Genomic DNA, 20,428 nt, shown 5'->3' on the forward strand with positions numbered 1-20,428 from the left:
AAGAATTTCGTTTAAGATTTCCACTTAATACAGCGCCGGGGCCGGATGAGACACACGTTGTCGCAAAATCCGTTCGAAGTGAGTCGGATCGTGCGGCGTCAACATTTCTGCCTCGCGCGGTAAATAAAAATCGTAGAGTCGTGACAACCAGAAACGCAGCGCACCTGCGCGTAATGCTGCTTGCCAGGCGTCTTGCTCTGCAGCGCTGAACGGCCGCACCGCATGGTATGCATCCAGCATCGCTCTCACCCTGATAACGTCAAGCTGGCCGTCAGCCAGGTTGATGCACCAGTCATTCACCGTCACTGCCAGGTCAAACAGCCAGGTATCGCAACCGGCGAAGTAGAAATCAAAAAAACCTGTCAGCCGGTCGCCGTCGAACATTACATTGTTGCGGAACAGGTCGGCGTGGACCGGGCCGTTCGGTAACTGGCGATAAGTCTCCGAGGCGGCGAATGTCTCCTGGAACGCCATCTCGCTGCGCAACAGCTGTTGCCCGTCTTCTGGCAGGTACGGCAATACCACCGGAGTGGTTTCGCGCCACCAGGGCAGACCGCGCAAATTGGGTTGGCGAATTGGAAAGTCTTGTGCCGCCAGATGCATTTTTGCCAGCATTGCGCCCACTTCAGCGCAATGTACCGCTGCCGGAGCCAGTTGGCAATCGCCCTCCAGCTTGGTGACGATGGCAGCCGGCTTGCCGTGCAGGGGATTAAGGATCTGGCCTTGCTGGTTGGCGATAGGTTCGGGCACCAGTACGCCACGCTGCGCCAGATGACGCATCAATTCCAGGTAAAACGGCAATTGTTCGAAACTCAGCTTTTCAAACACCGTCAGCACATATTCTCCGCGCTCGGTATTGATGAAAAAATTACTGTTTTCGATTCCGGAGGAAATCCCCCTGATTGCCAGTGCCTTGCCTAAGGAAAAGGGAGGGATCCACTGTGTGAGATCGTCTAGCGTGACGGGGGTAAATACTGCCATGGGAAAAATCGGAGATCGTAGAAGGGACAAGGGCAATGCCATGTCGGGATAATGTCGGAATAAATACGCGGCGCAAAGGCGGTGGTTACCGCTTGCGCCGCGTGGCTACGGTTGCTTTTGCTTAATTAGTTCTTGGGTGTCGCCACGGCCGGCGGCGGCAAGCCTGCGTCAGCGTCAGCCTGTGCCGCCTCGCCTTCCTTGCGTTGCTTGTGGCCCATATCGAATTCCTTGATCTGCCATTGCGCGCCGCGTACAGGCCCATCGCCCGGCTGCAAAGTGCCCGCCGTCGACTGCGGCTTCACGTAATACGTACTGTTGCCGCTATTGACCTTGATCTCGGTAACCCGGCCTTGCTCCGTCTTTTGCGTGATGTCGCCTGGCGCTTCACCCGGCTTGCGCACGGTGACGGACGGCGCTTCGCCTTCTTCAAGCTTTTGCAGCTCGGGCGGCGGCGGAGCGACGGTCTTGGGCGGCTGACTTGTTTGTTGTGCAGCAACAAGCAGAGGCGTTGCCAATGAGGCAACACATACAGTCAACAACTGCCAGACTTTAGATTTATTCATGAGAATTTGGCTACCTTGAGTAAAGCAAGATGGAAGTCTTCATTGTAACAAACCACCGGCCCCGATAGGCGATAAGGACGCCGGTAATCTGTTTGACGACGCTGTTTTGCTGTACTACAACAACACGCTCGCGTGACGGTCCGATTCCGCCATGACGGTTTCACCCGCCTCGTAGAATTCCACCACGGCAGCGAGAATCTCGGCCGGATCATCCAGCACCTGGATCAGGTCCATGTCCTTGGCTGCGATCATGCCGTCGGTTACCAGCTGGGTGCGGAACCAGTCCAGCAAGCCGCTCCAGAAACTGCTGCCGACCAGGATGATAGGGATATGGCGGCACTTGCCGGTCTGGATCAGCGTCAATACCTCGGTCAGCTCATCCAGTGTGCCAAAACCGCCAGGCAGCACGATATAGGCATCGGCGTAGCGTACGAAGGCAACCTTGCGGGCAAAGAAATGCCGGAAACTGAGCGAGATATCCTGCCATTTATTCCCGCTTTGTTCATGCGGCAATTCGATATTCAAGCCGACCGAAGGTGATTTACCTTCGAAAGCGCCTTTGTTGGCAGCTTCCATCAAGCCCGGGCCGCCGCCAGAAATCACCGCAAAACCTTCGTCGGAAAAGCGTCGTGCAATATCCATGCACAAGGGGTAATAAGGATTGTCTGGCTTGATCCGCGCCGAGCCGAAGATCGATACTGCGGGATGCAACTCGGAAAGGCGTTCGGTCGACTCGATAAATTCTGCCATAATCGTGAACATATGCCACGATTCGCGTGCCTTCTTGGAAGTTGCGCGTTCGACGTCCGTCACTTGCCGCAAACGCGGCACATTTTTTCCGTTCAATTCCATATGCAAAAAACCCTGCTGTTAGTTGATGGTTCCAGTTATCTCTATCGCGCCTTTCATGCATTGCCTGACATGCGCAATGCTGCCAATGAGCCGACCGGCGCGATGTATGGAATCATAAATATGTTACGCCGTTTGCGTACCGATTACCCTGCAGCTTACCTTGCCTGCGTGTTCGATGCAAAAGGTAAAACTTTTCGCGACGACATGTACGCCGACTATAAGGCCACCCGGGCATCGATGCCGGAAGACCTGGTTAAACAGATTACGCCAATTCACGCCGCCGTGCGCGCCATGGGCTGGCCGATCCTGATGGTTGAGGGAGTGGAAGCCGACGATGTGATCGGCACGCTCACAGTGGAAGCGGTGCGCCATGGCATGCAAGCCGTGGTCTCGACCGGCGATAAAGATCTGGCGCAACTGGTCAACGAACACGTGACGTTGATCAACACCATGAGCAACGAGACACTGGATCCTGCCGGCGTGATCGCTAAATTCGGCGTGCCGCCGGAGCGCATCGTCGATTACCTGACATTGATCGGCGACACCGTCGACAACATCCCCGGTGTCTCCAAAGTCGGGCCGAAGACTGCGGTTAAATGGCTGGCGCAATATGACACGGTCGACCAGGTGATGGCCAACGCTGCCAATATCGGGGGAGCCGTCGGCGAGAACCTGCGGGCGGTGCTGGACTGGCTGCCCAAGGCCAAGGAGCTGGTGACGGTAAAGACCGATTGCGATCTGAGCGCACACATGGGGGCGTTCCCAGAATCCCTGAGGCCGCCGGAGCAAGACAACGAGACGCTGATCGATCTGTACACACGCTATAACTTCAAGACCTGGTTGCGCGATCTGAGCGGTGCCGGTAACGCTGCCAGTGCAGCGGATAGTGCAGGGAAAGCCGGCGCAGGTAAAATCGCCTCGGCAGAGAGTGTCGCCGATCACAAACCCGGCACCGGCGAGCCGGCTCAGAGCAGCCTGTTTGCTGCGGTAGAACGGCATTATGAAACCGTGCTGACCGAAGCTCAGCTGGACGTGTGGCTGCAACGTATCGACAAGGCGACATTGACTGCAGTCGACACCGAGACTACCTCGCTTGATCCGATGACGGCTCAGCTGGTCGGGATATCGCTGTGTTGCGAGGTCGGCGTTGCCGCCTATATTCCGGTCGCACATCGTTACCAGGATGTACCCGCGCAATTATCGCGCGAACTGGTGCTGCAAAAGATGAGGAGTTGGCTTGAGGACGACAGCAAGCCCAAGGTCGGCCAGAATCTGAAATACGACAGCCACATATTTGCCAATCAGGGCGTCAGCCTGCGTGGCATCGTGCATGACACCTTGCTCGAATCTTATGTGTTCGAATCGCATCGCAGCCATGATATGGACAGCCTGGCCATGCGTCACCTGAATCACCAGACCATCACATTCCAGGAGGTGTGCGGTAAAGGGGCTTCGCAGATCGGTTTCGACGAAGTTGAAATCGGCCGCGCTACCGAATATGCAGCCGAGGACGCGGACATCACCTTGCAATTGCATCTGACCATGTGGCCGCATATTGCCGACGACGCCAAGCTCAGATTCATCTACGAAAAAATCGAAGTACCGACTTCGGTTGTGCTGCAAAAGATCGAACGCAATGGCGTGTTGATCGATGCCAGCCGTCTGGCTACCCAATCGAATGAATTGGGCAAGCGCATGCTGGAAATAGAACAGCAAGCCTATGAACTGGCTGGCCAGCCTTTCAACCTGAGCTCACCTAAGCAACTGGGTGAAATCCTGTTCGAGAAACTTAAGCTGCCGGTGGTCAAGAAAACGCCATCCGGATCGCCGTCGACGGATGAAGAAGTGCTGCAGAAACTGGCAGAAGATTATCCTCTGCCGAAGGTGCTGCTCGATTACCGCAGCCTGTCCAAACTGAAATCGACCTACACCGACAAACTGCCGAAGATGGTCAATGCGGAAACCGGTCGTGTGCATACCAATTATGCGCAGGCGGTCGCCGTTACCGGACGGCTGGCGTCGAACGATCCGAACTTGCAAAATATTCCGATTCGCACTGCCGAAGGGCGGCGTATCCGCGAAGCGTTTGTAGCACCTGAAGACAGCGTGATTGTTTCAGCCGACTATTCGCAAATCGAATTGCGCATCATGGCCCACATCTCTGGCGATGAAAACATGCTGCGTGCATTTGCCGAAGGCGTGGATATCCACCGTGCCACTGCAGCCGAAATTTTCGGCACCACGGCAGCGGAGGTCACCAGCGAGCAGCGCCGTTATGCCAAGGTGATCAACTTCGGCCTGATTTATGGGATGAGCGCGTTCGGCCTGGCCGGCAACCTCGGCATCGAGCGCGCCGCCGCCCAAATGTATATTGAAAAATATTTCATGCGCTTTGCCGGCGTCAAGCAGTTCATGGACATGACGCGGGTACAAGCCAAGGCGCAAGGTTACGTCGAGACCGTGTTCGGGCGCCGTTTGTGGCTGCCGGAAATCAATTCGCCCAATGGTCAGCGCCGCCAGGGTGCAGAGCGGGCGGCGATCAATGCGCCGATGCAGGGTACTGCCGCCGACTTGATCAAGTTATCGATGATCGCCGTGCAAAACTGGATTGAAACAGAAAAGTTAAAATCCAAGATGGTGATGCAGGTGCACGATGAACTTGTGCTGGAAGTGCCGCAAGACGAACTGGCGCTGGTGCGGGAAAAACTGCCGCAGCTGATGGCAGGCGTGGCTGAACTAAACGTGCCGCTGATTGCCGAAGTCGGAGTGGGCAAGAATTGGGACGAGGCGCATTGAGTGTATTGGCCGCATGGAATTTAACGGTGGCTGGTTGGTGCCGGTCAATGCAAATAGATAGTTGAAGATCAACCTTGGAGGAAAACTTTAATGTCGAATTTGAAACAGGATTTCGATAGCCTGGTGGGAAAAACCAGTTTGTCAGATGATGTTGACCGCCGTACCTTTTTGAAGGCAGCCCTGGGCACCGGGTTTGCCGCCGCAGTGATGCCGGTCATGGCGCAGACCGTGATCACTACCGATACCTTCGGCCTCACCGCCGGCCCGTTGGAAGTCCAGGCGAATGGCTTGAGTGTGCCGATCTACCGTTCCCAGCCCGAAGGTAAAACCAATTTGCCGGTGGTGCTGGTGGTGTCGGAAATCTTCGGGGTGCACGAACACATCGCCGATATCACGCGGCGCTTCGCCAAGCTCGGCTATCTGGCGATTGCGCCGGACCTGTTCATTCGCGAAGGTAATCCGGCGGCTTTCGCATCGATTCCGGAGTTGTACAAGAACGTGATTTCAAAAGTGCCGGATGACCAGGTGCTGGGCGATCTCGATGCCTGCGTCGCCTGGGCCAAGGCAAACGGCGGCAATGTCGACAAGCTGGCGATTACCGGCTTCTGCTGGGGAGGGCGCATTACCTGGCTGTACGCCAGCCATAATCCCAAGGTGAAGGCTGCTGCTGCCTGGTATGGCAGCCTGGTGGGCGACAAGAGCGAGCTGATGCCGAAGCAGCCGGTCGACATTGCGTCGACCTTGAAAGTGCCGGTGCTGGGTTTGTATGGGGCCAAGGACCAAGGTATTACCCAGGATCACGTGGCGCAGATGAAAGCGGCGCTCGCCAAAGGCAGCAGCAAATCCGAAATCGTGGTGTATCCGAACTCCGGCCATGCGTTTAATGCCGATTATCGCCCTAGTTATGTGGAAGCGGATGCCAAGGACGGTTGGAAACGTACCCTGGCCTGGTTTAAAGCGCACGGGGTGAGTTGAATCCGATTTAGGCGTCGAGGCCTGGCAATTAAGAGTAACTAACAGTTAAATTTGCTGAAATGCAGCGGCTGTGTTCTAATTTGCAACCATGTTGCATTTAACCTCTGATTGCCGGAGCCAAAAATTAATTCCACACTCGTTTCAATTCTCCTGGCGACCACGATCGCCGGGCTTTTCAGCATAACCGCCGCGGCTATTTTTTCGTTCGCGCTGCTGTCGAAGGTGGTCGAGCGCATGGTCAGCCTGTCGGTCGGCATCATGCTGGCGACTTCCTTGCTGCACGCGCTGCCGGAAGCTTTCGAATCGCAGGCCGATAGCCACACGCTGTTTGCCGTGTTGCTAGGCGGGCTGCTGGCATTCTTCGTGCTGGAAAAATTCGCCATCCTGCGCCATTCCCATCATCACGAAGATGACGGCCACGGGCATCATCACGGGCATGACAAGAAAGAGGCGGGCAAAGCCGGCTGGATGATCCTGGTTGGTGATGGCTTGCACAACTTTACCGACGGTATCTTGATTGCCGCCGCTTTCCTGGCAGATCCGCATCTCGGCCTGATCACCGGGCTGGCCATCATCGTGCATGAGATTCCGCAAGAAATCGGCGATTTCATCGTGTTGCTCAACGCCGGCTTTTCGCGGACCCGAGCTTATGTGTATAACCTGATCTGCAGCCTGATGGCGGTACTTGGCGGTTTACTGGGTTACTTTACCCTCGAGCGCGGCATGGAATGGATTCCTTACGTGCTGGTATTTGCTTCTTCGGGATTTATCTATATCGCCGTCAGCGATTTGATGCCGCAAATGCAGCGCCGGGCCACACTGCGTGAAACGATTCCGCAGATCCTGTTGATCGGCGCCGGCGTAGCTATCGTTCTATTCCTGACCCGTCACGCCCATCATCATTAAACAGTAGGGTGGGCACGCATTTGTGCCCACGCGGACTCCGATTTATCGCAATTGTGCCGGTAACGCGTGGGCAAAAAAACTTGCCCACCCTACGTACGGCTTAAACGCCCTTGGCCATCGGGCGTGTCGAATCAGAACACCACTCGCTCCACGATCCCGGATACAAGGCCGCGCCGTGCAAACCGGCGATTTCCAGCGCCAGCAAATTATGGCAGGCAGTGACGCCTGAACCGCACTGCATCACGGCCGTCTTGGGTTCACTGATCAATGCGCCGAATTCCTCATGCAACTGATGCCCCGGCTTGAAACGGCCATCGGCCTGCAGATTGTCCTTGAAGAAACGATTCTTGGCGCCGGGAATATGGCCGCCGACCGGGTCTATCGTTTCATTTTCCCCGCGGAAGCGATCTGGTGCGCGCGCATCGACGATGGTGCGCCTCTGGTTGGTCAGGTTGACCAGCACGTCGTGGGCGGTGACGCTGTTGGTCAGCGGCGGCTTGGTGCTGATGTTGCCGCTAGCCGGTACCGGCTCCGCAGTCGATAAGCCTCCGCCTGCAGCTTGCCAGGCGGCCAGTCCGCCGTCCAGCACTACCACCGAGTTATGACCGATGGAACGTAACAGCCACCACAGGCGGGCAGCATACATGCCACCTTGGGCGTCGTACGCGACGACCTGAGTGTCGTCATTGATGCCCCATGCCCGCAGCGTGGCGAGCAACGCATCTTTTTCCGGCAGGGGATGGCGGCCTTTGAAGCTGCCGTCGGCCGCTTGTTTGGCGCCGGAAAGATCGCGGTCCAGATTGGCGAAGCGGGCTTCAGGAATGTGGCCGGCATCGTAAGCCGTCCTGCCGGCCGCGGCATCCGTCAAATCGTGGCGGCAGTCGACAATGACCCAGTTGGGATTTTGCGCATTCTGCAACAAGTTAGAGGCAGAAATCAGCGTCGTATAAGGATGGGCGTGAGACATGGCAGTCCTTCTATCTAAGTGTGTATCAGGTGATGCGAGGCAACCTCACAAGCTGCGAGTTTCGGTAGTCTGGTTAATTTTGTTATCCAGCGGATTTTCCGAATGTAACGCCGAATGTAACGGCTTGAGTGGGCGCGCCTTCTTCTGATTATAAAACGTTGCCAGCAAACCGCCGATAAGGATTACCGCGGTACCAAGCCAGCCACGCCAGCCAAGCTGGTCGTGCCAGATCAGAATGCCCCAGATGCTGGAAAAGACGATGCCCGTGTATTGCAGGTTTGCTGTCAGCAGCGGATTGCCGAGACGGTAGGCGCGCGTCATGGCCATCTGGGCGACAGTGGCCGATAGACTCAGTGTAATCAATAAGGCCACGCCTTGCATATTATGTGCATGCCAGAACGGGACGCCGCCGCCGGGCAGCAAGGTGCTTCCAGCCAGGCCGGCGATAGTGCTGGTCATCGAAAAATAAAAGACCACGCGATATTCCGGTTCGCCCAGCGTGCCCAGATGGCGTACCTGCAGGTACGCCACGGCCGCGATCAGGCCGGATGCCAGGGCGATCATGCCGCCCAGTGTCTGATTGGTATCGAGCGACGGTTTCATCAACAGCATCACGCCGATGAAGCTGATCACGATGGTGGCTGCCATACCCCAATCAAAGCGCGTGTTGCCGCGCCACCACGCGCTGCCAAACAAGATCGCGGCCAGCCATATCGAGGAGGTGTAATTGAGGGTAGTGGCGGTAGCGACCGGCAGCAGGCTGAAGGAATAGAACCACATCGACAAGGAAATCACGCCGATTACGCCGCGCCACACATGCTGACGCGGTATGGGCGTCTTCAAGGTGCCGCCTTTCAGCAGAATCAGTACGATGATGAATAGCATGCCGATCAAGCCGCGGCTCAGCACGATTTCAGCGATGGAGTAATGATCGGAAGCAAGCTTGACGCAGACTCCCATGATCGAAAACATGAGGCTAGCGAACAACATCCAGAGTGATTGCATGGGGCGGGCGACGGAAGCGAAAGGAGCGTTGCTGCTATTTTGACTGATTCCGGCGACAGTGCATGCTCTTATTGCACTAAATAATGACAAAGGGCCGGAGTTTGCGCATTTACGCAAACTCCGGCCCTTGTTGTCGGATGCAGGACTCTCCGAAGGACTCTCCGGAGGATCCGACCGGGTCAAGCCACTCAGGTCAAGCCGTTCTGACTCCGGTACCACTCGTGGAAATGCTGCATGCCGTCTTCCATCGGCGACTGGTACGGGCCGACCTCGCTGACGCCGCGCTCCATCAAGATGCGTCGTCCGGCATCCATGCGCAATGCGATTTCGTCATCTTCCACGCAGGTTTCCATGTAAGCGGCACGTTCCGCTTCGACCATTTCGCGTTCAAACAGCGCAATTTCCTCTGGGTAATAAAACTCGACCACATTGGTGGTTTTTTGCGGGCCGCGCGGCCATAGCGTCGACACCACCAGCACATGGGGATACCACTCCACCATGATGTTGGGATATAAGGTCAGCCAGATTGCGCCGAACTTCGGCGGTTCGCCATTGCTGAACTTGAGAACCTGTTCCTGCCATTTTTTGTAGGCAGGCGAGCCGGATTTCGCCAGTCCGTGGTTGACGCCGACGGTTTGGACACTGTAATCCTTGCCAAATTGCCATTCCAGGTCATCGCAGCTGACAAAACTGCCCAGGCCGGGATGAAACGGCTCGACGTGGTAATCCTCCAGGTAGACCTCGATAAAGGTTTTCCAGTTGTAGTCGCACTCGTGGACTTCGACGTGGTCGAACAGGTAGCCGCTGAAATCGAGATCCTTGGCGACACCGAGCTCCGCCAGTTTTTCACCGACGTGGAAGGCATTGTGCTCGAATAGCAAGCCGTTCCAGTTTTGCAGCGGTGTTTTGGACAAGTTCATGCATGGCGTTTCACCGAAGTGCGGTGCGCCAATCAGTTCGCCCTTGAGGTCGTAAGTCCAGCGATGCAGCGGGCAGACGATATTGCGCGCATTGCCGTGGCCATCGAGCATTTTTGCCTGACGATGGCGACAGACGTTGGAAATCAGCTCAATCCCCTGAGGATTGCGCACCAGCATACGGCCTTCGTTTTCAGAAGCCAGCGTGGCGTAATCGCCGACGTTGGGCACCATCAGCTCATGGCCGACGTAACGCGGGCCATTCTGAAAGAGTTGCTGGATTTCACGCTTTAACAGCGCTTCGTCAAAGTAGACGTTGACCGGAAGTTGCGCATTGGAGCGCGCGAGCTTGGAAATAGAAGCCAGATCGGACATCCCTCCACCCCCAAATGTGTTGTATCAACCTAAGAGAGAAAGAATCCGCAAAAACCTGTGTTCAAATAATATGAAACGGAAATTTTGGACAGAACCGAGGATTATCCCATAAAAAGCTGAAATTGGGCTGCTTTACGCTAGTTATCCAGCCCTATTTTCTAAATCAACTCCTCTAAATACAACGAGTTATGGATGTTTGCTCTAAAATAGCGGACTAAACTATTTATAGCCAATATGGCCACTATGCCAAAAAATCCGATTTCCGCCAGCAGCCCTGCCTCGTTTGAACAAGCAATGACCGAGCTGGAGCAGCTGGTAGCCCAAATGGAGGCTGGCGAGTTGCCGCTGGAAGCATCCGTTGCCGCCTATAAACGCGGTTCGGAGCTGGTCAAGTTTTGCGCGTTGCAACTCGAAAAAGTCGACAGCCAGGTCAAAGTGCTGGAAGGCGACATGCTCAAGCCCTTTGCCGGTGAAGCGCTTAATGATCATAGCGGCGGAGCTGAAGAATGACTGCTGCCGTACAACTGTCTAGCCTGATTGATCAACCGGCGTCCGATTTCACTTCTTGGATGCGCCAGGTACAGGCCGACATGGAAACTGCCCTCGGTCAGTTCCTGCCGTCGGAAGCCAGCACTCCGGTCAAGCTCCACCAGGCCATGCGTTATGCTGTGCTGGATGGCGGCAAGCGGGTCCGGCCCTTGCTGGTGTTTGCCGCAGGGGAATTGTTTTCAACGCCGGCCGCCGTGGCGCAACGCGCCGCTGCGGCAGTCGAAATGATTCATGCGTATTCCCTGGTGCATGACGATATGCCGTGCATGGATGACGATGCCCTGCGCCGCGGCAAACCGACCGTGCATGTGAAATACGATGAAGCGACCGCGTTGCTGGTGGGCGATGCCTTGCAGGCACAGGCTTTCGTAGTGCTGGCTGAGATTGATGCCGCCGGATTGGACCCGGCGCGCCAGATCGTCATGCTGCGCTTGCTGGCCCAGGCTTCCGGTTCGCTCGGCATGTGCGGCGGTCAGGCAATCGACCTGGCGAGCGTCGGCCTGAGTCTGTCGCTGGCTGAGCTGGAGCAGATGCACAAGTTGAAAACCGGCGCCTTGCTGCGCGCTTCGGTATTGCTGGGCGCATGGGGCGGCAAGGCTCTGGCGCAGAATGAAATCCAGGCGCTGGAAGCCTACGGCACAGCGATAGGCCTGGCGTTCCAGGTGGTCGACGATATTCTGGATGCGACAGCCGATTCCGCCACGCTGGGTAAAACCGCCGGCAAGGATGCCGCAGACAACAAGCCGACTTATGTCTCGATTCTGGGTTTGTCCGAATCGCAGGCTTTGGCAGAAAAATTACGCAACGACGCCCATCAGGCGCTTGCGATCTTTGGGGATAAGGCACGTCGCCTGCGCGAGCTGGCGGATTTGATCGTGCAACGGAAAGCTTAGGGTTTAGCGCATATGGAAATACTCAACACAATCGACAGCCCGGCAGATCTGCGCAAGTTGACGCGGGCGCAGCTCAAGCCGCTGGCCGATGAACTGCGCGAATTCGTCATCGAATCGGTGGCGCAGACCGGCGGCCATCTGTCGTCCAACCTGGGCACGGTCGAATTGACGATCGCCCTGCATTACGTCTTCAATACGCCAGAGGACCGGATCGTCTGGGACGTCGGTCATCAAACTTATCCGCACAAAATACTCACCGGCCGCCGCGAGCGCATGAACACGCTGCGCCAGCTTAACGGCATCTCGGGCTTCCCGCGCCGTTGCGAAAGCGAGTACGACACCTTCGGTACCGCCCATTCGTCGACCTCGATTTCGGCCGCGCTGGGGATGGCGTTGGCCGCCAAGACCAAAGGCGAGACCGATCGCCACGCGATTGCCGTGATCGGCGATGGCGCCATGACTGCCGGCATGGTATTCGAAGCGATGAATAACGCCGGTGTCTATGACGACATCAACATGCTGGTGATCCTGAACGACAACGACATGTCGATCTCGCCGCCGGTAGGCGCCTTGAACCGCTATCTGGCGCGGCTGATGTCGGGCCAGTTCTATGCGCAAGCCAAGAATGTCGGCAAGTCGATCCTGCCGGCGCCGATGCGGCAACTGGCCAAGCGTCTTGAAGAACATGCCAAAGGCATGGTGGTGCCGGCCACCATGTTTGAAGAATTCGGTTTCAACTATATCGGCCCGATCGACGGTCACGACCTGGAATCGCTGATTCCAACCTTGCAAAACCTGAAGCACCTGAAGGGCCCGCAGTTCCTGCACGTGGTGACCAAGAAGGGCCAGGGTTACAAGCTGGCGGAGGCCGACCCGGTGCTGTATCACGGCCCGGGCAAGTTCAATCCGGCTGAAGGCATCAAACCGGCTGCGGTTAGCAAGATGACCTACACACAGGTTTTCGGCGACTGGCTGTGCGACATGGCAGCGCAAGACGACAAGCTGATCGGCATCACCCCGGCCATGTCGGGCGGGTCCGGCCTGGATACTTTCGCCAAGCGTTTTCCGCAACGTTTCTACGATGTCGGCATCGCCGAGCAGCATGCGGTCACTTTTGCCGCCGGCCTCGCCTGTGAAGGCTTGAAGCCGGTAGTGGCGATCTATTCGACTTTCCTGCAACGCGCCTACGATCAATTGATCCATGACGTGGCTTTGCAAAACCTGGACGTGACCTTCGCGCTCGATCGTTCCGGCCTGGTCGGCGCCGATGGCGCGACCCACGCCGGCAATTACGATATGGCGTACCTGCGCTGTATTCCCAACATGGTAGTGATGGCAGCTTCGGACGAAAACGAATGTCGCCAGATGCTGTCCACCGCGTATCACTATAACGGCCCGGCGGCTGTGCGTTATCCGCGCGGCGCCGGCATTGGCGCGGCGATAACGCCGGAGTTGACTACTTTGCCGTTGGGTAAAGGTGAAATCAAGCGTCAGGGCAAGAGCGTGGCGATCCTCGCATTCGGTTCGATGCTGGCGCCAAGCGTCGCCGCCGGTGAGTTGCTGGATGCCACTGTGGTCAATATGCGTTTCATCAAACCGCTGGATGCGGAGCTGGTGCTGGAGCTGGCAAAAACCCACGATGCGCTGGTCACCGTGGAAGAAGGTTCCATCATGGGCGGCGCGGGCTCTGCAGTAGCGGAAGCGCTGGCTGCGGCAGGATGCGTCAAGCCGCTCTTGAATCTGGGTCTGCCGGACCAATTTATCGACCATGGCGACGTCGCCCTGTTGTTGGCGCAATGCGGCTTGAATCCGGAAGGTATCGCAGCATCGATACGTCAACGTTTCGGCAAAGATCAGCCACGTCTGGTCGTCAATCAAAATTAACAGAGTAAAAATTAATACAGTAGGGTGGGCATGTATGCCCACGCGGTAGTAGCGCAATCGGCATCCGCGTGGGCACATTGTGCCCACCCTACGTTCATTCAAAGGTAAATATCAATGAACACGCGTGACCCCAATCTGACTATCCCAGACGTGCAAAGCACTGTCGACACCCGCCATCTGGCGATTCAGCGCGTGGGTGTGAAAGGCGTACGTTATCCGGTTACGGTGCGTACCGGGTCCGGCGCGCAGCCGACCATCGGCAGCTGGAACATGTATGTGCATCTGCCGGAACAGCAGAAGGGCACCCACATGTCGCGCTTCATCGCGCTGCTGGAAGGACTGGACGGACCGCTCGACGTCACCTCGTTCGGCGATCTGATGCGCAAGATGGTCAGCCTGCTGGACGCCGAGCGCGGCCGCATCGAACTGACTTTCCCGTATTTCATCAACAAGACGGCGCCGGTTTCAGGTGTGCAAAGCTTGATGGATTACGAAGTGGGCCTGACCGGCGAGATAAATCATGGCGTGCTCGAAGTGACCTTGAAAGTCCTGGTGCCGGTGACCAGCCTGTGCCCTTGCTCGAAGCAGATTTCAGCCTACGGCGCGCACAACCAGCGCTCGCACATTACCGTCAATGCGGTGTTGGACGGCGAAATCCTGGTGGATGAATTGATTGCCCGTATCGAAGCGCAGGCATCGTGCGAATTGTTCGGTTTGCTGAAACGTCCGGATGAAAAATACGTCACCGAACGTGCTTACGAAAATCCGAAGTTTGTTGAAGACCTGGTACGCGACGTGGCGGTGGCCTTGAACAACGAACCGCGCGTGCTGGCCTATGTGCTGGAAGCGGAAAACTTCGAGTCGATCCACAATCACTCGGCCTACGCGTTGATCGAACACGATAAGCGGTGTAAGTAATATCAAGCAGCCCCAAAAAAACAGGCCGGATGATGTCGCATCATCCGGCCTGTTTTGTTTTAAGCATCCCGCATTCGATCCTTCTGCCACAGCACATCGCTGCCACCATCTGCCCGGTTCAGCACGCGTGACAACACGAACAGCAAATCCGACAAGCGGTTCACATACTGCCGCAACGCTTCACTTACCGTTTCGCTCTTGCCTAAACCGACTATGCTGCGTTCTGCACGCCGGCACACGGTACGGCAGACGTGCGCCAGCGCCGCGGCGTGGCTGCCGCCGGGCAGGATGAAATCCTTCAGGGGCGGCAAGTCGGCATTGTATTTTTCCAGCAGGCGATCGAGTCGCGCCACCTGTGCGTCGGTGATCAAGGTATAGCCGGGAATGCACAGTTCACCGCCGAGATCGAATAAATCATGTTGTATTGACAGCAATGTTTCGCGCAGTGCGGAATCCAGTTTGTCGCATAACAAAAGCCCAAGCTGCGAATTAAGCTCGTCAATATCGCCGATAGCCTGGATCCTCAAGCTGTCCTTGTCAACGCGGCTGCCGTCGCCGAGGCCAGTACTGCCGTTATCGCCGGTGCGCGTGGCGATCTTTGAGAGTCGATTACCCATGGTTTTCTGATTTTTTCTGTTTATTTAGCGTGGAATGGAAGTGCTTGTACTTTACACCAGCAGACACCAGTCCCGCGGAGTAAAATTCATGGGAAAAGGAGACCTTCCAATGAATCACATAACCGACCTCGCGGCGTTGAAAAAGCCGCTGCCGGATGCTTTGCTTGCCGCCCTCAGCGCGCTGTTTGGCGAACGTTTTTCGACCACCGTGGCGATGCGCGAGCATCATGGCCGCGATGCATCTTCGTATGACCCGATGCTGCCGGACGCCGTCGTATTTGTCGAATCGACCGAAGAAGTTGCGGCGCTGGTCAAGCTATGCAGCGAATACCAGATCCCGGTAATCCCGTTCGGCAGCGGCACCTCGCTGGAGGGCCATGTGCTGGCGTTGCAGGGCGGGATTTCGATTGATCTGTCGCGCATGAACCGGTTGCTGGCGATCCATGCCGAAGACTTGACTGCGACGGTGCAAACCGGCGTCACCCGCAAGCAGTTGAATCACGAAATCAAGGACAGTGGCCTGTTCTTCCCCATCGATCCCGGCGCCGATGCGTCGATCGGCGGCATGGCGGCAACCCGTGCTTCCGGCACCAACGCTGTGCGCTACGGCAGTATGCGCGAGAACACGCTGGCGCTGACCGTGGTAACTGCCGATGGCCGGATCATCAAGACCGGCACACGCGCCAAGAAATCGGCGGCAGGTTACGACCTGACGCGCATTTTTGTCGGCAGCGAAGGCACGCTCGGTGTGATCACCGAAGTAACCGTCAAGCTCTATCCGCAACCGGAAGCCATTTCGGCTGCGGTATGTTCGTTTCAAAATATTGCCGATGCGGTCAATGCCGTGATCCAGACGATACAACTCGGGGTGCCGGTGGCACGGGTAGAACTGCTGGATGAAAACGGCGTCAAAGCCATCAATGCACATTCGAAACTGGCATTGCCGGAACAACCGCTGCTGCTGTTTGAATTCCATGGCAGCGAGAACGGCGTCAAGGAACAGGCAGAGATCGTGCAGGCGGTAGTGGCCGACCATCACGCTACCGGTTTCGAATGGGCGACGCGGCCGGAGGACCGTTCGCGCTTATGGACCGCGCGCCACAACGCCTATTTCGCCTTGCTGCAATTGCGTCCCGGCAGCCGTGCGATTTCAACCGATTGCTGTGTGCCGATCTCGCGCCTGGCGGAATGCATCCTCGAAACCAAGGCCGATTGCGAAGCGAACGGTATGGTGTATTCGATTATCGGCCACGTCGGCGATGGCAATTTCCATGTGCAGATGCTAGTCGATCCTGACGATGCCGCCGACATCGCGCGCGCCGAAGGTGTCAACGCGCGCATGGTTAGCCGTGCTATCGGCATGGACGGTACCTGCACCGGCGAACATGGCGTCGGATTGCACAAGATCGATTTCCTGATTGAAGAGCATGGCGTCGAAGCGATAGCCACCATGCGCGCGTTGAAGCATGCTTTCGATCCCAGGAACATCATGAATCCGGGAAAGATAATCCGTTGGTGAGCCCGCTGCATTTTCTGAATTTACCCGCCAGCCATGTCGAATAAAACTCCCTTGGTCAACCGGCTGCCGCCGGTGCATGCCTTGTCAGCATTTGAAGCCGCCGCACGCCATCATTCATTCGCACTGGCGGCGGATGAGTTATGCATTACGCCGTCTGCGCTATCGCACCGCATACGCTTGCTGGAAGATTTCGTCGGCGAGCGTCTGTTTTCGCGCGAAGGACGTACTGTCGCCTTGTCGGAATTCGGTCACCGTTATCTGGATGTGGTGCGCAGCGCCTTGCGCACCCTGACTGAATTTCCGCTGCCGCAACGTAACGCTCAGGCGCAGCCAAGAGTCAAGATCACCGCGCCGCCGACGTTTGCACGCCATTTGCTGATTCCGCATTTGCACGGGTTTGCCAGCCGGCACCCGGAGATCGTGGTCGAGATATTCTTGTCGGTGCCGCTGTATGACCTGAGCTTGACCGAGAGCGATCTCGAAGTACGTTTCGGCGCCGGCAAGTACCCCAACACCACTACCGAGAAACTCTTCGAAGAACCGACCTTTGCCGTCGCCAGCCCAGCGTATCTGAAGAAGATCGGCCCGCTCGACAAACCCGCCGATTTGCGCAAGGCCAGCTTGTTGCGCTCCGCGCTTGAACCCTGGCAGCCGTGGTTCCAGGAAGCCGGCCTGGACTGGCCCGAGCCTTCCGTCGGTTTGCGCGCCGATGATCTGGGTTTGTTGCTGGAACTGGTGCGCCATGGCCATGGCGTCGGCCTGACCCGCAAGCATTTTGCCCAACAGATGATTGTGCAAGGAGAAGTGGTGCAATTGTTCGACATCAGCCTGACCTCGCCGCCACATGCTTATTATCTGGTCTACCAGCAAAAGCCGCAGGAGAGGCCTGAAGTGACAACCTTTATCGAATGGATGAAAGAGACTTTCAGCCGCATTTGAGCGGGATTGCGGGGCGGCGTCTGGCAACTGAAAACATTTCATCTGCCCGGTGCAAGCTTTTCAGCAGGAAATCATCCTGTAAAAAACACATTATCGTTATACTCGACAACAGAAATCGTTCAGTCAGATAGCCAATCAACTAATAGAAAAATTAGGAAAATAGCATGACTCTGCTCGCCTCAGCCGCCGCTGAATCTGCCTTTAGCCCGGCTCGTCAACAGCAGGTCGTCAGTGCATTACGGGCACTACTGCCGGAACATGCGCTGTTATCCAACATTGAAGATACCCGGCCCTACGAATGCGACGGCCTGGCAGCCTATCGGCAGACGCCGATGGTGGTCGCGCTGCCGGAGAACGAGGTGCAGGTGGTCGCTATCCTCAAGGCTTGCCGCGATCTCAAGGTGCCTATCGTGCCACGCGGCGCCGGTACCGGCTTGTCCGGCGGCGCCATGCCGATCGCTGACGGCGTGGTCTTGTCCACCGCTAAATTTACCCGCATCGTTAAGCTCGACCCCTATGCGCGGACTGCCGTGGTGCAGCCGGGCGTGCGCAACCTGGCCATTTCGGAAGCGGCAGCTGCGCACGACTTGTACTACGCACCGGATCCGTCATCGCAGATCGCTTGCACCATCGGCGGCAATGTGGCGGAGAACTCCGGCGGCGTGCACTGCCTGAAATACGGCCTGACCGTGCACAACGTGCTGCGGGTGCGGATGGTTACCATCGACGGCGAAGTGGTGGAACTCGGCAACGGTGCGCTGGATGCGCCGGGTCTCGATTTGCTTGCGGTCTTTGTCGGCTCGGAAGGCATGCTGGGCGTGGTCACCGAGGTGACGGTCAAGCTGATTCCCAAGCCGCAAGCGGCGCGCGTGATCATGGCGTCATTCGACGACGTCGTGAAGAGCGGTAACGCGGTGGCCAATGTGATTGCCGCCGGCATCATTCCGGCCGGCCTGGAGATGATGGACCGCACCAGCTCGCGCATGGTGGAACCTTTCGTCAAGGCTGGTTACGATATCGATGCCGCCGCCATCCTGCTCTGCGAATCGGACGGCACCATCGAAGAAGTGGAAGAAGAAATCGGCCGAATGAGTGACGTACTGAATGCCAGCGGCGCCACCCGTATCGAAGTATCTACCTCGGAAGCGGAGCGCCTGCGTTTCTGGTCAGGCCGCAAGAATGCCTTCCCCGCCGCCGGCCGCATTTCTCCTGATTACTACTGCATGGACGGCACCATTCCACGCAAGAACCTGGCGCAGGTATTGCTCGGGATCGAGCAGATGGAAAAAAAATACGGCCTGCGTTGCGCCAACGTATTCCATGCCGGCGACGGCAATCTGCATCCTTTGATTTTGTTCGATGCCAATGTAGCGGGCGAATTTCATCGTGCGGAAGAATTCGGCGCCGAGATTCTAGAACTATGCGTTGCTGTCGGCGGCACGATCACCGGCGAGCACGGTGTCGGTATCGAAAAAATCAATTCGATGTGCGTGCAGTTTTCACCGCTGGAGCGCGAGGCGTTCTTCAACGTCAAGCGCGCTTTCGATACCGCATTCCTGTTGAATCCGGATAAGGCGATTCCGACTTTGCAACGCTGTGCCGAGTACGGCAAGATGCACGTTCAGCGCGGGCAGTTGAAGTTTGCAGATCTGCCGCGCTTTTAATCAAAAGACAAAAGAAAACATGGACGCAGAGTTATTCAAACAGCAGGCCAGGGCGCAAATTCTCGCTGCAGGCGCAGAGCATCGGCCACTGGAAATTCGCGGCGGTGGCAGCAAGAGCTGGTATGGCCAGCAAGTACAAGGTGAGTTGCTCGATACGCGCGCCTACAGCGGTGTCATCGATTACGAGCCGACCGAACTGGTAATTACAGCGCGTTGCGGCACGCCGCTGGCTGAGGTCGAGGCGCTGCTTGCGCAGCACAATCAAATGCTGGCATTTGAGCCGCCGCATTTTGGCGGTGCTGCTACGCTTGGCGGCACGGTCGCCAGCGGCTTGTCCGGGCCGTCGCGGCAAGCGGTTGGCGCCTTACGCGACTTTGTGCTGGGTGCGGTGCTGATGGATGGCAAGGGCGATGTCTTGCATTTTGGCGGCCAGGTCATGAAGAACGTTGCGGGATACGATGTGTCGCGTTTGCTGGCCGGTTCGCTCGGCACGCTGGGCCTGATTCTCGAAGTTTCATTGAAGGTCTTGCCGCTCCCTGTCGCCAGCAGCAGCCGTCGTTTTGCCATGACCGAAGCCGAGGCGATCCGCAGCCTGAATCAATGGGGCGGTTTGCCCCTGCCGATTTCCGCCAGTTGCTGGCAGGACGGTATGCTGACGCTGCGCCTGTCCGGTGCGCAGGCGGCGGTGAGTGCAGCAGAAAAAAATCTTGGTGGTGAAGCGGTTGCCGACGCCGATAATTTTTGGCACGCAATCCGTGAGCAGACACATTGCTTTTTTGCCGCGGCAACTTCTCAGAAGTCTTTGTGGCGACTGTCGCTGCCATCGACGACTGCATCGCTGACATTACCCGGCGAGACTTTGATCGAATGGGGTGGGGCGCAACGCTGGCTAATCACGGATGTCGATGCGGCGCAAATCCGCGAAGCGGTTGCCGGCGCTGGCGGCCACGCGACCTTGTATCGTACCGGCGGTGCTACTGACAAGAGTGCCGGCGTGTTCCATCCGCTGGCACCTGCGGTGGCACAAATTCATCGGCGTTTGAAAGCCAGCTTCGATCCTTCGGCGATCTTCAATATCGGCCGCATGTATCCGGACTTCTAACCAATC

General features: G+C 57.0%; 19 protein-coding genes. 11 read left to right on the forward strand and 8 right to left on the reverse strand.

The window, feature by feature from the left end:
- Nucleotides 1–24: 24 nt before the first annotated feature.
- The 3 genes from BM029_RS03355 to BM029_RS03365 form a co-directional block, all read right to left on the reverse strand.
- Nucleotides 25–981: a homoserine kinase gene (locus tag BM029_RS03355; RefSeq protein ID WP_092432645.1), complete on the reverse strand. Its 957-nt coding sequence runs from the start codon at nt 979–981 to the stop codon at nt 25–27.
- 125 nt (nt 982–1,106) lie between these two features.
- Nucleotides 1,107–1,544: a hypothetical protein gene (locus BM029_RS03360; RefSeq protein WP_211482429.1), complete on the reverse strand. Its 438-nt coding sequence runs from the start codon at nt 1,542–1,544 to the stop codon at nt 1,107–1,109.
- A 114-nt stretch (nt 1,545–1,658) separates the two neighbouring features.
- Nucleotides 1,659–2,396, reverse strand: coding sequence for an LOG family protein (locus BM029_RS03365; protein WP_092414526.1), 738 nt, complete (start codon nt 2,394–2,396; stop codon nt 1,659–1,661).
- Between BM029_RS03365 and polA the strand changes: the two genes are divergently transcribed.
- Nucleotides 2,397–5,192, forward strand: coding sequence for a DNA polymerase I (polA, locus tag BM029_RS03370; protein WP_092432647.1), 2,796 nt, complete (start codon nt 2,397–2,399; stop codon nt 5,190–5,192). It abuts the gene before it with no gap.
- A 90-nt stretch (nt 5,193–5,282) separates the two neighbouring features.
- Nucleotides 5,283–6,167 carry a dienelactone hydrolase family protein gene (locus tag BM029_RS03375; protein WP_092432649.1) on the forward strand — a complete coding sequence of 295 codons (885 nt, stop codon included), beginning with the start codon at nt 5,283–5,285 and terminating at the stop codon, nt 6,165–6,167.
- A 38-nt stretch (nt 6,168–6,205) separates the two neighbouring features.
- Here the strand turns inward: BM029_RS03375 and BM029_RS26205 are convergent, their stop codons facing one another.
- On the reverse strand, nt 6,206–6,427 hold the full coding sequence (locus tag BM029_RS26205; protein WP_244544899.1) for a hypothetical protein: 222 nt from the start codon (nt 6,425–6,427) through the stop codon (nt 6,206–6,208).
- Here BM029_RS26205 and BM029_RS03380 point away from each other — a divergent pair.
- Nucleotides 6,330–7,073: a ZIP family metal transporter gene (locus BM029_RS03380; RefSeq protein ID WP_244544896.1), complete on the forward strand. Its 744-nt coding sequence runs from the start codon at nt 6,330–6,332 to the stop codon at nt 7,071–7,073. The two genes, BM029_RS26205 and BM029_RS03380, sit on opposite strands and share 98 nt — an antisense overlap.
- 100 nt (nt 7,074–7,173) lie before the next feature.
- On the opposite strand, the gene BM029_RS03385 is transcribed toward BM029_RS03380, so the two are convergent.
- The 3 genes from BM029_RS03385 to BM029_RS03395 form a co-directional block, all read right to left on the reverse strand.
- Entirely contained in the window at nt 7,174–8,040 is an 867-nt protein-coding gene (locus tag BM029_RS03385; RefSeq protein WP_092432651.1) for a sulfurtransferase, read from the reverse strand.
- A gap of 45 nt (nt 8,041–8,085) precedes the next feature.
- Nucleotides 8,086–9,045, reverse strand: coding sequence for a DMT family transporter (locus tag BM029_RS03390; RefSeq protein ID WP_092432652.1), 960 nt, complete (start codon nt 9,043–9,045; stop codon nt 8,086–8,088).
- Nucleotides 9,046–9,233: 188 nt separating this feature from the next.
- On the reverse strand, nt 9,234–10,337 hold the full coding sequence (locus BM029_RS03395) for an aromatic ring-hydroxylating oxygenase subunit alpha (protein WP_092432654.1): 1,104 nt from the start codon (nt 10,335–10,337) through the stop codon (nt 9,234–9,236).
- A gap of 243 nt (nt 10,338–10,580) precedes the next feature.
- Here BM029_RS03395 and BM029_RS03400 point away from each other — a divergent pair, with 243 nt between their 5' ends.
- From BM029_RS03400 to folE2, 4 genes are all read left to right on the forward strand, one after another.
- Nucleotides 10,581–10,847 (forward strand): exodeoxyribonuclease VII small subunit, encoded by a 267-nt coding sequence (locus tag BM029_RS03400; RefSeq protein ID WP_092432937.1) that lies wholly within the window; start codon nt 10,581–10,583, stop codon nt 10,845–10,847.
- A complete protein-coding gene (locus tag BM029_RS03405) occupies nt 10,844–11,779 on the forward strand; it encodes a polyprenyl synthetase family protein (protein ID WP_092432656.1) in 936 nt (311 codons plus the stop codon). Before BM029_RS03400 ends, BM029_RS03405 begins: the two co-directional genes overlap by 4 nt.
- A gap of 12 nt (nt 11,780–11,791) precedes the next feature.
- Complete coding sequence (dxs, locus tag BM029_RS03410; protein WP_092432658.1) at nt 11,792–13,663, forward strand: 1-deoxy-D-xylulose-5-phosphate synthase; 1,872 nt, start codon at nt 11,792–11,794, stop codon at nt 13,661–13,663.
- A gap of 114 nt (nt 13,664–13,777) precedes the next feature.
- Complete coding sequence (gene folE2, locus BM029_RS03415) at nt 13,778–14,581, forward strand: GTP cyclohydrolase FolE2 (RefSeq protein WP_092432660.1); 804 nt, start codon at nt 13,778–13,780, stop codon at nt 14,579–14,581.
- 59 nt (nt 14,582–14,640) lie between these two features.
- Here the strand turns inward: folE2 and BM029_RS03420 are convergent, their stop codons facing one another.
- Nucleotides 14,641–15,198, reverse strand: a complete 558-nt coding sequence (locus tag BM029_RS03420; RefSeq protein ID WP_092432662.1) for a cob(I)yrinic acid a,c-diamide adenosyltransferase — start codon at nt 15,196–15,198, stop codon at nt 14,641–14,643.
- Nucleotides 15,199–15,307: 109 nt separating this feature from the next.
- Between BM029_RS03420 and BM029_RS03425 the strand changes: the two genes are divergently transcribed.
- From BM029_RS03425 to glcE, 4 genes are all read left to right on the forward strand, one after another.
- Complete coding sequence (locus BM029_RS03425) at nt 15,308–16,717, forward strand: FAD-binding oxidoreductase (protein ID WP_092432663.1); 1,410 nt, start codon at nt 15,308–15,310, stop codon at nt 16,715–16,717.
- A 51-nt stretch (nt 16,718–16,768) separates the two neighbouring features.
- Nucleotides 16,769–17,656 (forward strand): LysR substrate-binding domain-containing protein, encoded by an 888-nt coding sequence (locus tag BM029_RS03430; protein WP_092432938.1) that lies wholly within the window; start codon nt 16,769–16,771, stop codon nt 17,654–17,656.
- Nucleotides 17,657–17,820: 164 nt separating this feature from the next.
- The gene (locus BM029_RS03435; RefSeq protein WP_092432664.1) at nt 17,821–19,320 is read left to right on the forward strand and encodes an FAD-linked oxidase C-terminal domain-containing protein; all 1,500 of its coding nucleotides are present in this window, start codon (nt 17,821–17,823) and stop codon (nt 19,318–19,320) included.
- Between the two features lie 19 nt (nt 19,321–19,339).
- Nucleotides 19,340–20,422, forward strand: a complete 1,083-nt coding sequence (gene glcE, locus BM029_RS03440; protein ID WP_092432940.1) for a glycolate oxidase subunit GlcE — start codon at nt 19,340–19,342, stop codon at nt 20,420–20,422.
- Nucleotides 20,423–20,428 lie beyond the last annotated feature (6 nt).

This window comes from Collimonas sp. OK607, assembly GCF_900111995.1.
Taxonomy (GTDB): domain Bacteria; phylum Pseudomonadota; class Gammaproteobacteria; order Burkholderiales; family Burkholderiaceae_D; genus Collimonas.

Coding starts and splice junctions, on each gene's coding strand:
- BM029_RS03355 (WP_092432645.1), bottom strand. CDS start 981: ATGGCAGTATTTACCCCCGTCACGCTAGACGATCTCACACAGTGGATC.
- BM029_RS03360 (WP_211482429.1), bottom strand. CDS start 1,544: ATGAATAAATCTAAAGTCTGGCAGTTGTTGACTGTATGTGTTGCCTCA.
- BM029_RS03365 (WP_092414526.1), bottom strand. CDS start 2,396: ATGGAATTGAACGGAAAAAATGTGCCGCGTTTGCGGCAAGTGACGGAC.
- polA (WP_092432647.1), top strand. CDS start 2,397: ATGCAAAAAACCCTGCTGTTAGTTGATGGTTCCAGTTATCTCTATCGC.
- BM029_RS03375 (WP_092432649.1), top strand. CDS start 5,283: ATGTCGAATTTGAAACAGGATTTCGATAGCCTGGTGGGAAAAACCAGT.
- BM029_RS26205 (WP_244544899.1), bottom strand. CDS start 6,427: ATGATGCCGACCGACAGGCTGACCATGCGCTCGACCACCTTCGACAGC.
- BM029_RS03385 (WP_092432651.1), bottom strand. CDS start 8,040: ATGTCTCACGCCCATCCTTATACGACGCTGATTTCTGCCTCTAACTTG.
- BM029_RS03390 (WP_092432652.1), bottom strand. CDS start 9,045: ATGCAATCACTCTGGATGTTGTTCGCTAGCCTCATGTTTTCGATCATG.
- BM029_RS03395 (WP_092432654.1), bottom strand. CDS start 10,337: ATGTCCGATCTGGCTTCTATTTCCAAGCTCGCGCGCTCCAATGCGCAA.
- BM029_RS03400 (WP_092432937.1), top strand. CDS start 10,581: ATGCCAAAAAATCCGATTTCCGCCAGCAGCCCTGCCTCGTTTGAACAA.
- BM029_RS03405 (WP_092432656.1), top strand. CDS start 10,844: ATGACTGCTGCCGTACAACTGTCTAGCCTGATTGATCAACCGGCGTCC.
- dxs (WP_092432658.1), top strand. CDS start 11,792: ATGGAAATACTCAACACAATCGACAGCCCGGCAGATCTGCGCAAGTTG.
- folE2 (WP_092432660.1), top strand. CDS start 13,778: ATGAACACGCGTGACCCCAATCTGACTATCCCAGACGTGCAAAGCACT.
- BM029_RS03420 (WP_092432662.1), bottom strand. CDS start 15,198: ATGGGTAATCGACTCTCAAAGATCGCCACGCGCACCGGCGATAACGGC.
- BM029_RS03425 (WP_092432663.1), top strand. CDS start 15,308: ATGAATCACATAACCGACCTCGCGGCGTTGAAAAAGCCGCTGCCGGAT.
- BM029_RS03435 (WP_092432664.1), top strand. CDS start 17,821: ATGACTCTGCTCGCCTCAGCCGCCGCTGAATCTGCCTTTAGCCCGGCT.
- glcE (WP_092432940.1), top strand. CDS start 19,340: ATGGACGCAGAGTTATTCAAACAGCAGGCCAGGGCGCAAATTCTCGCT.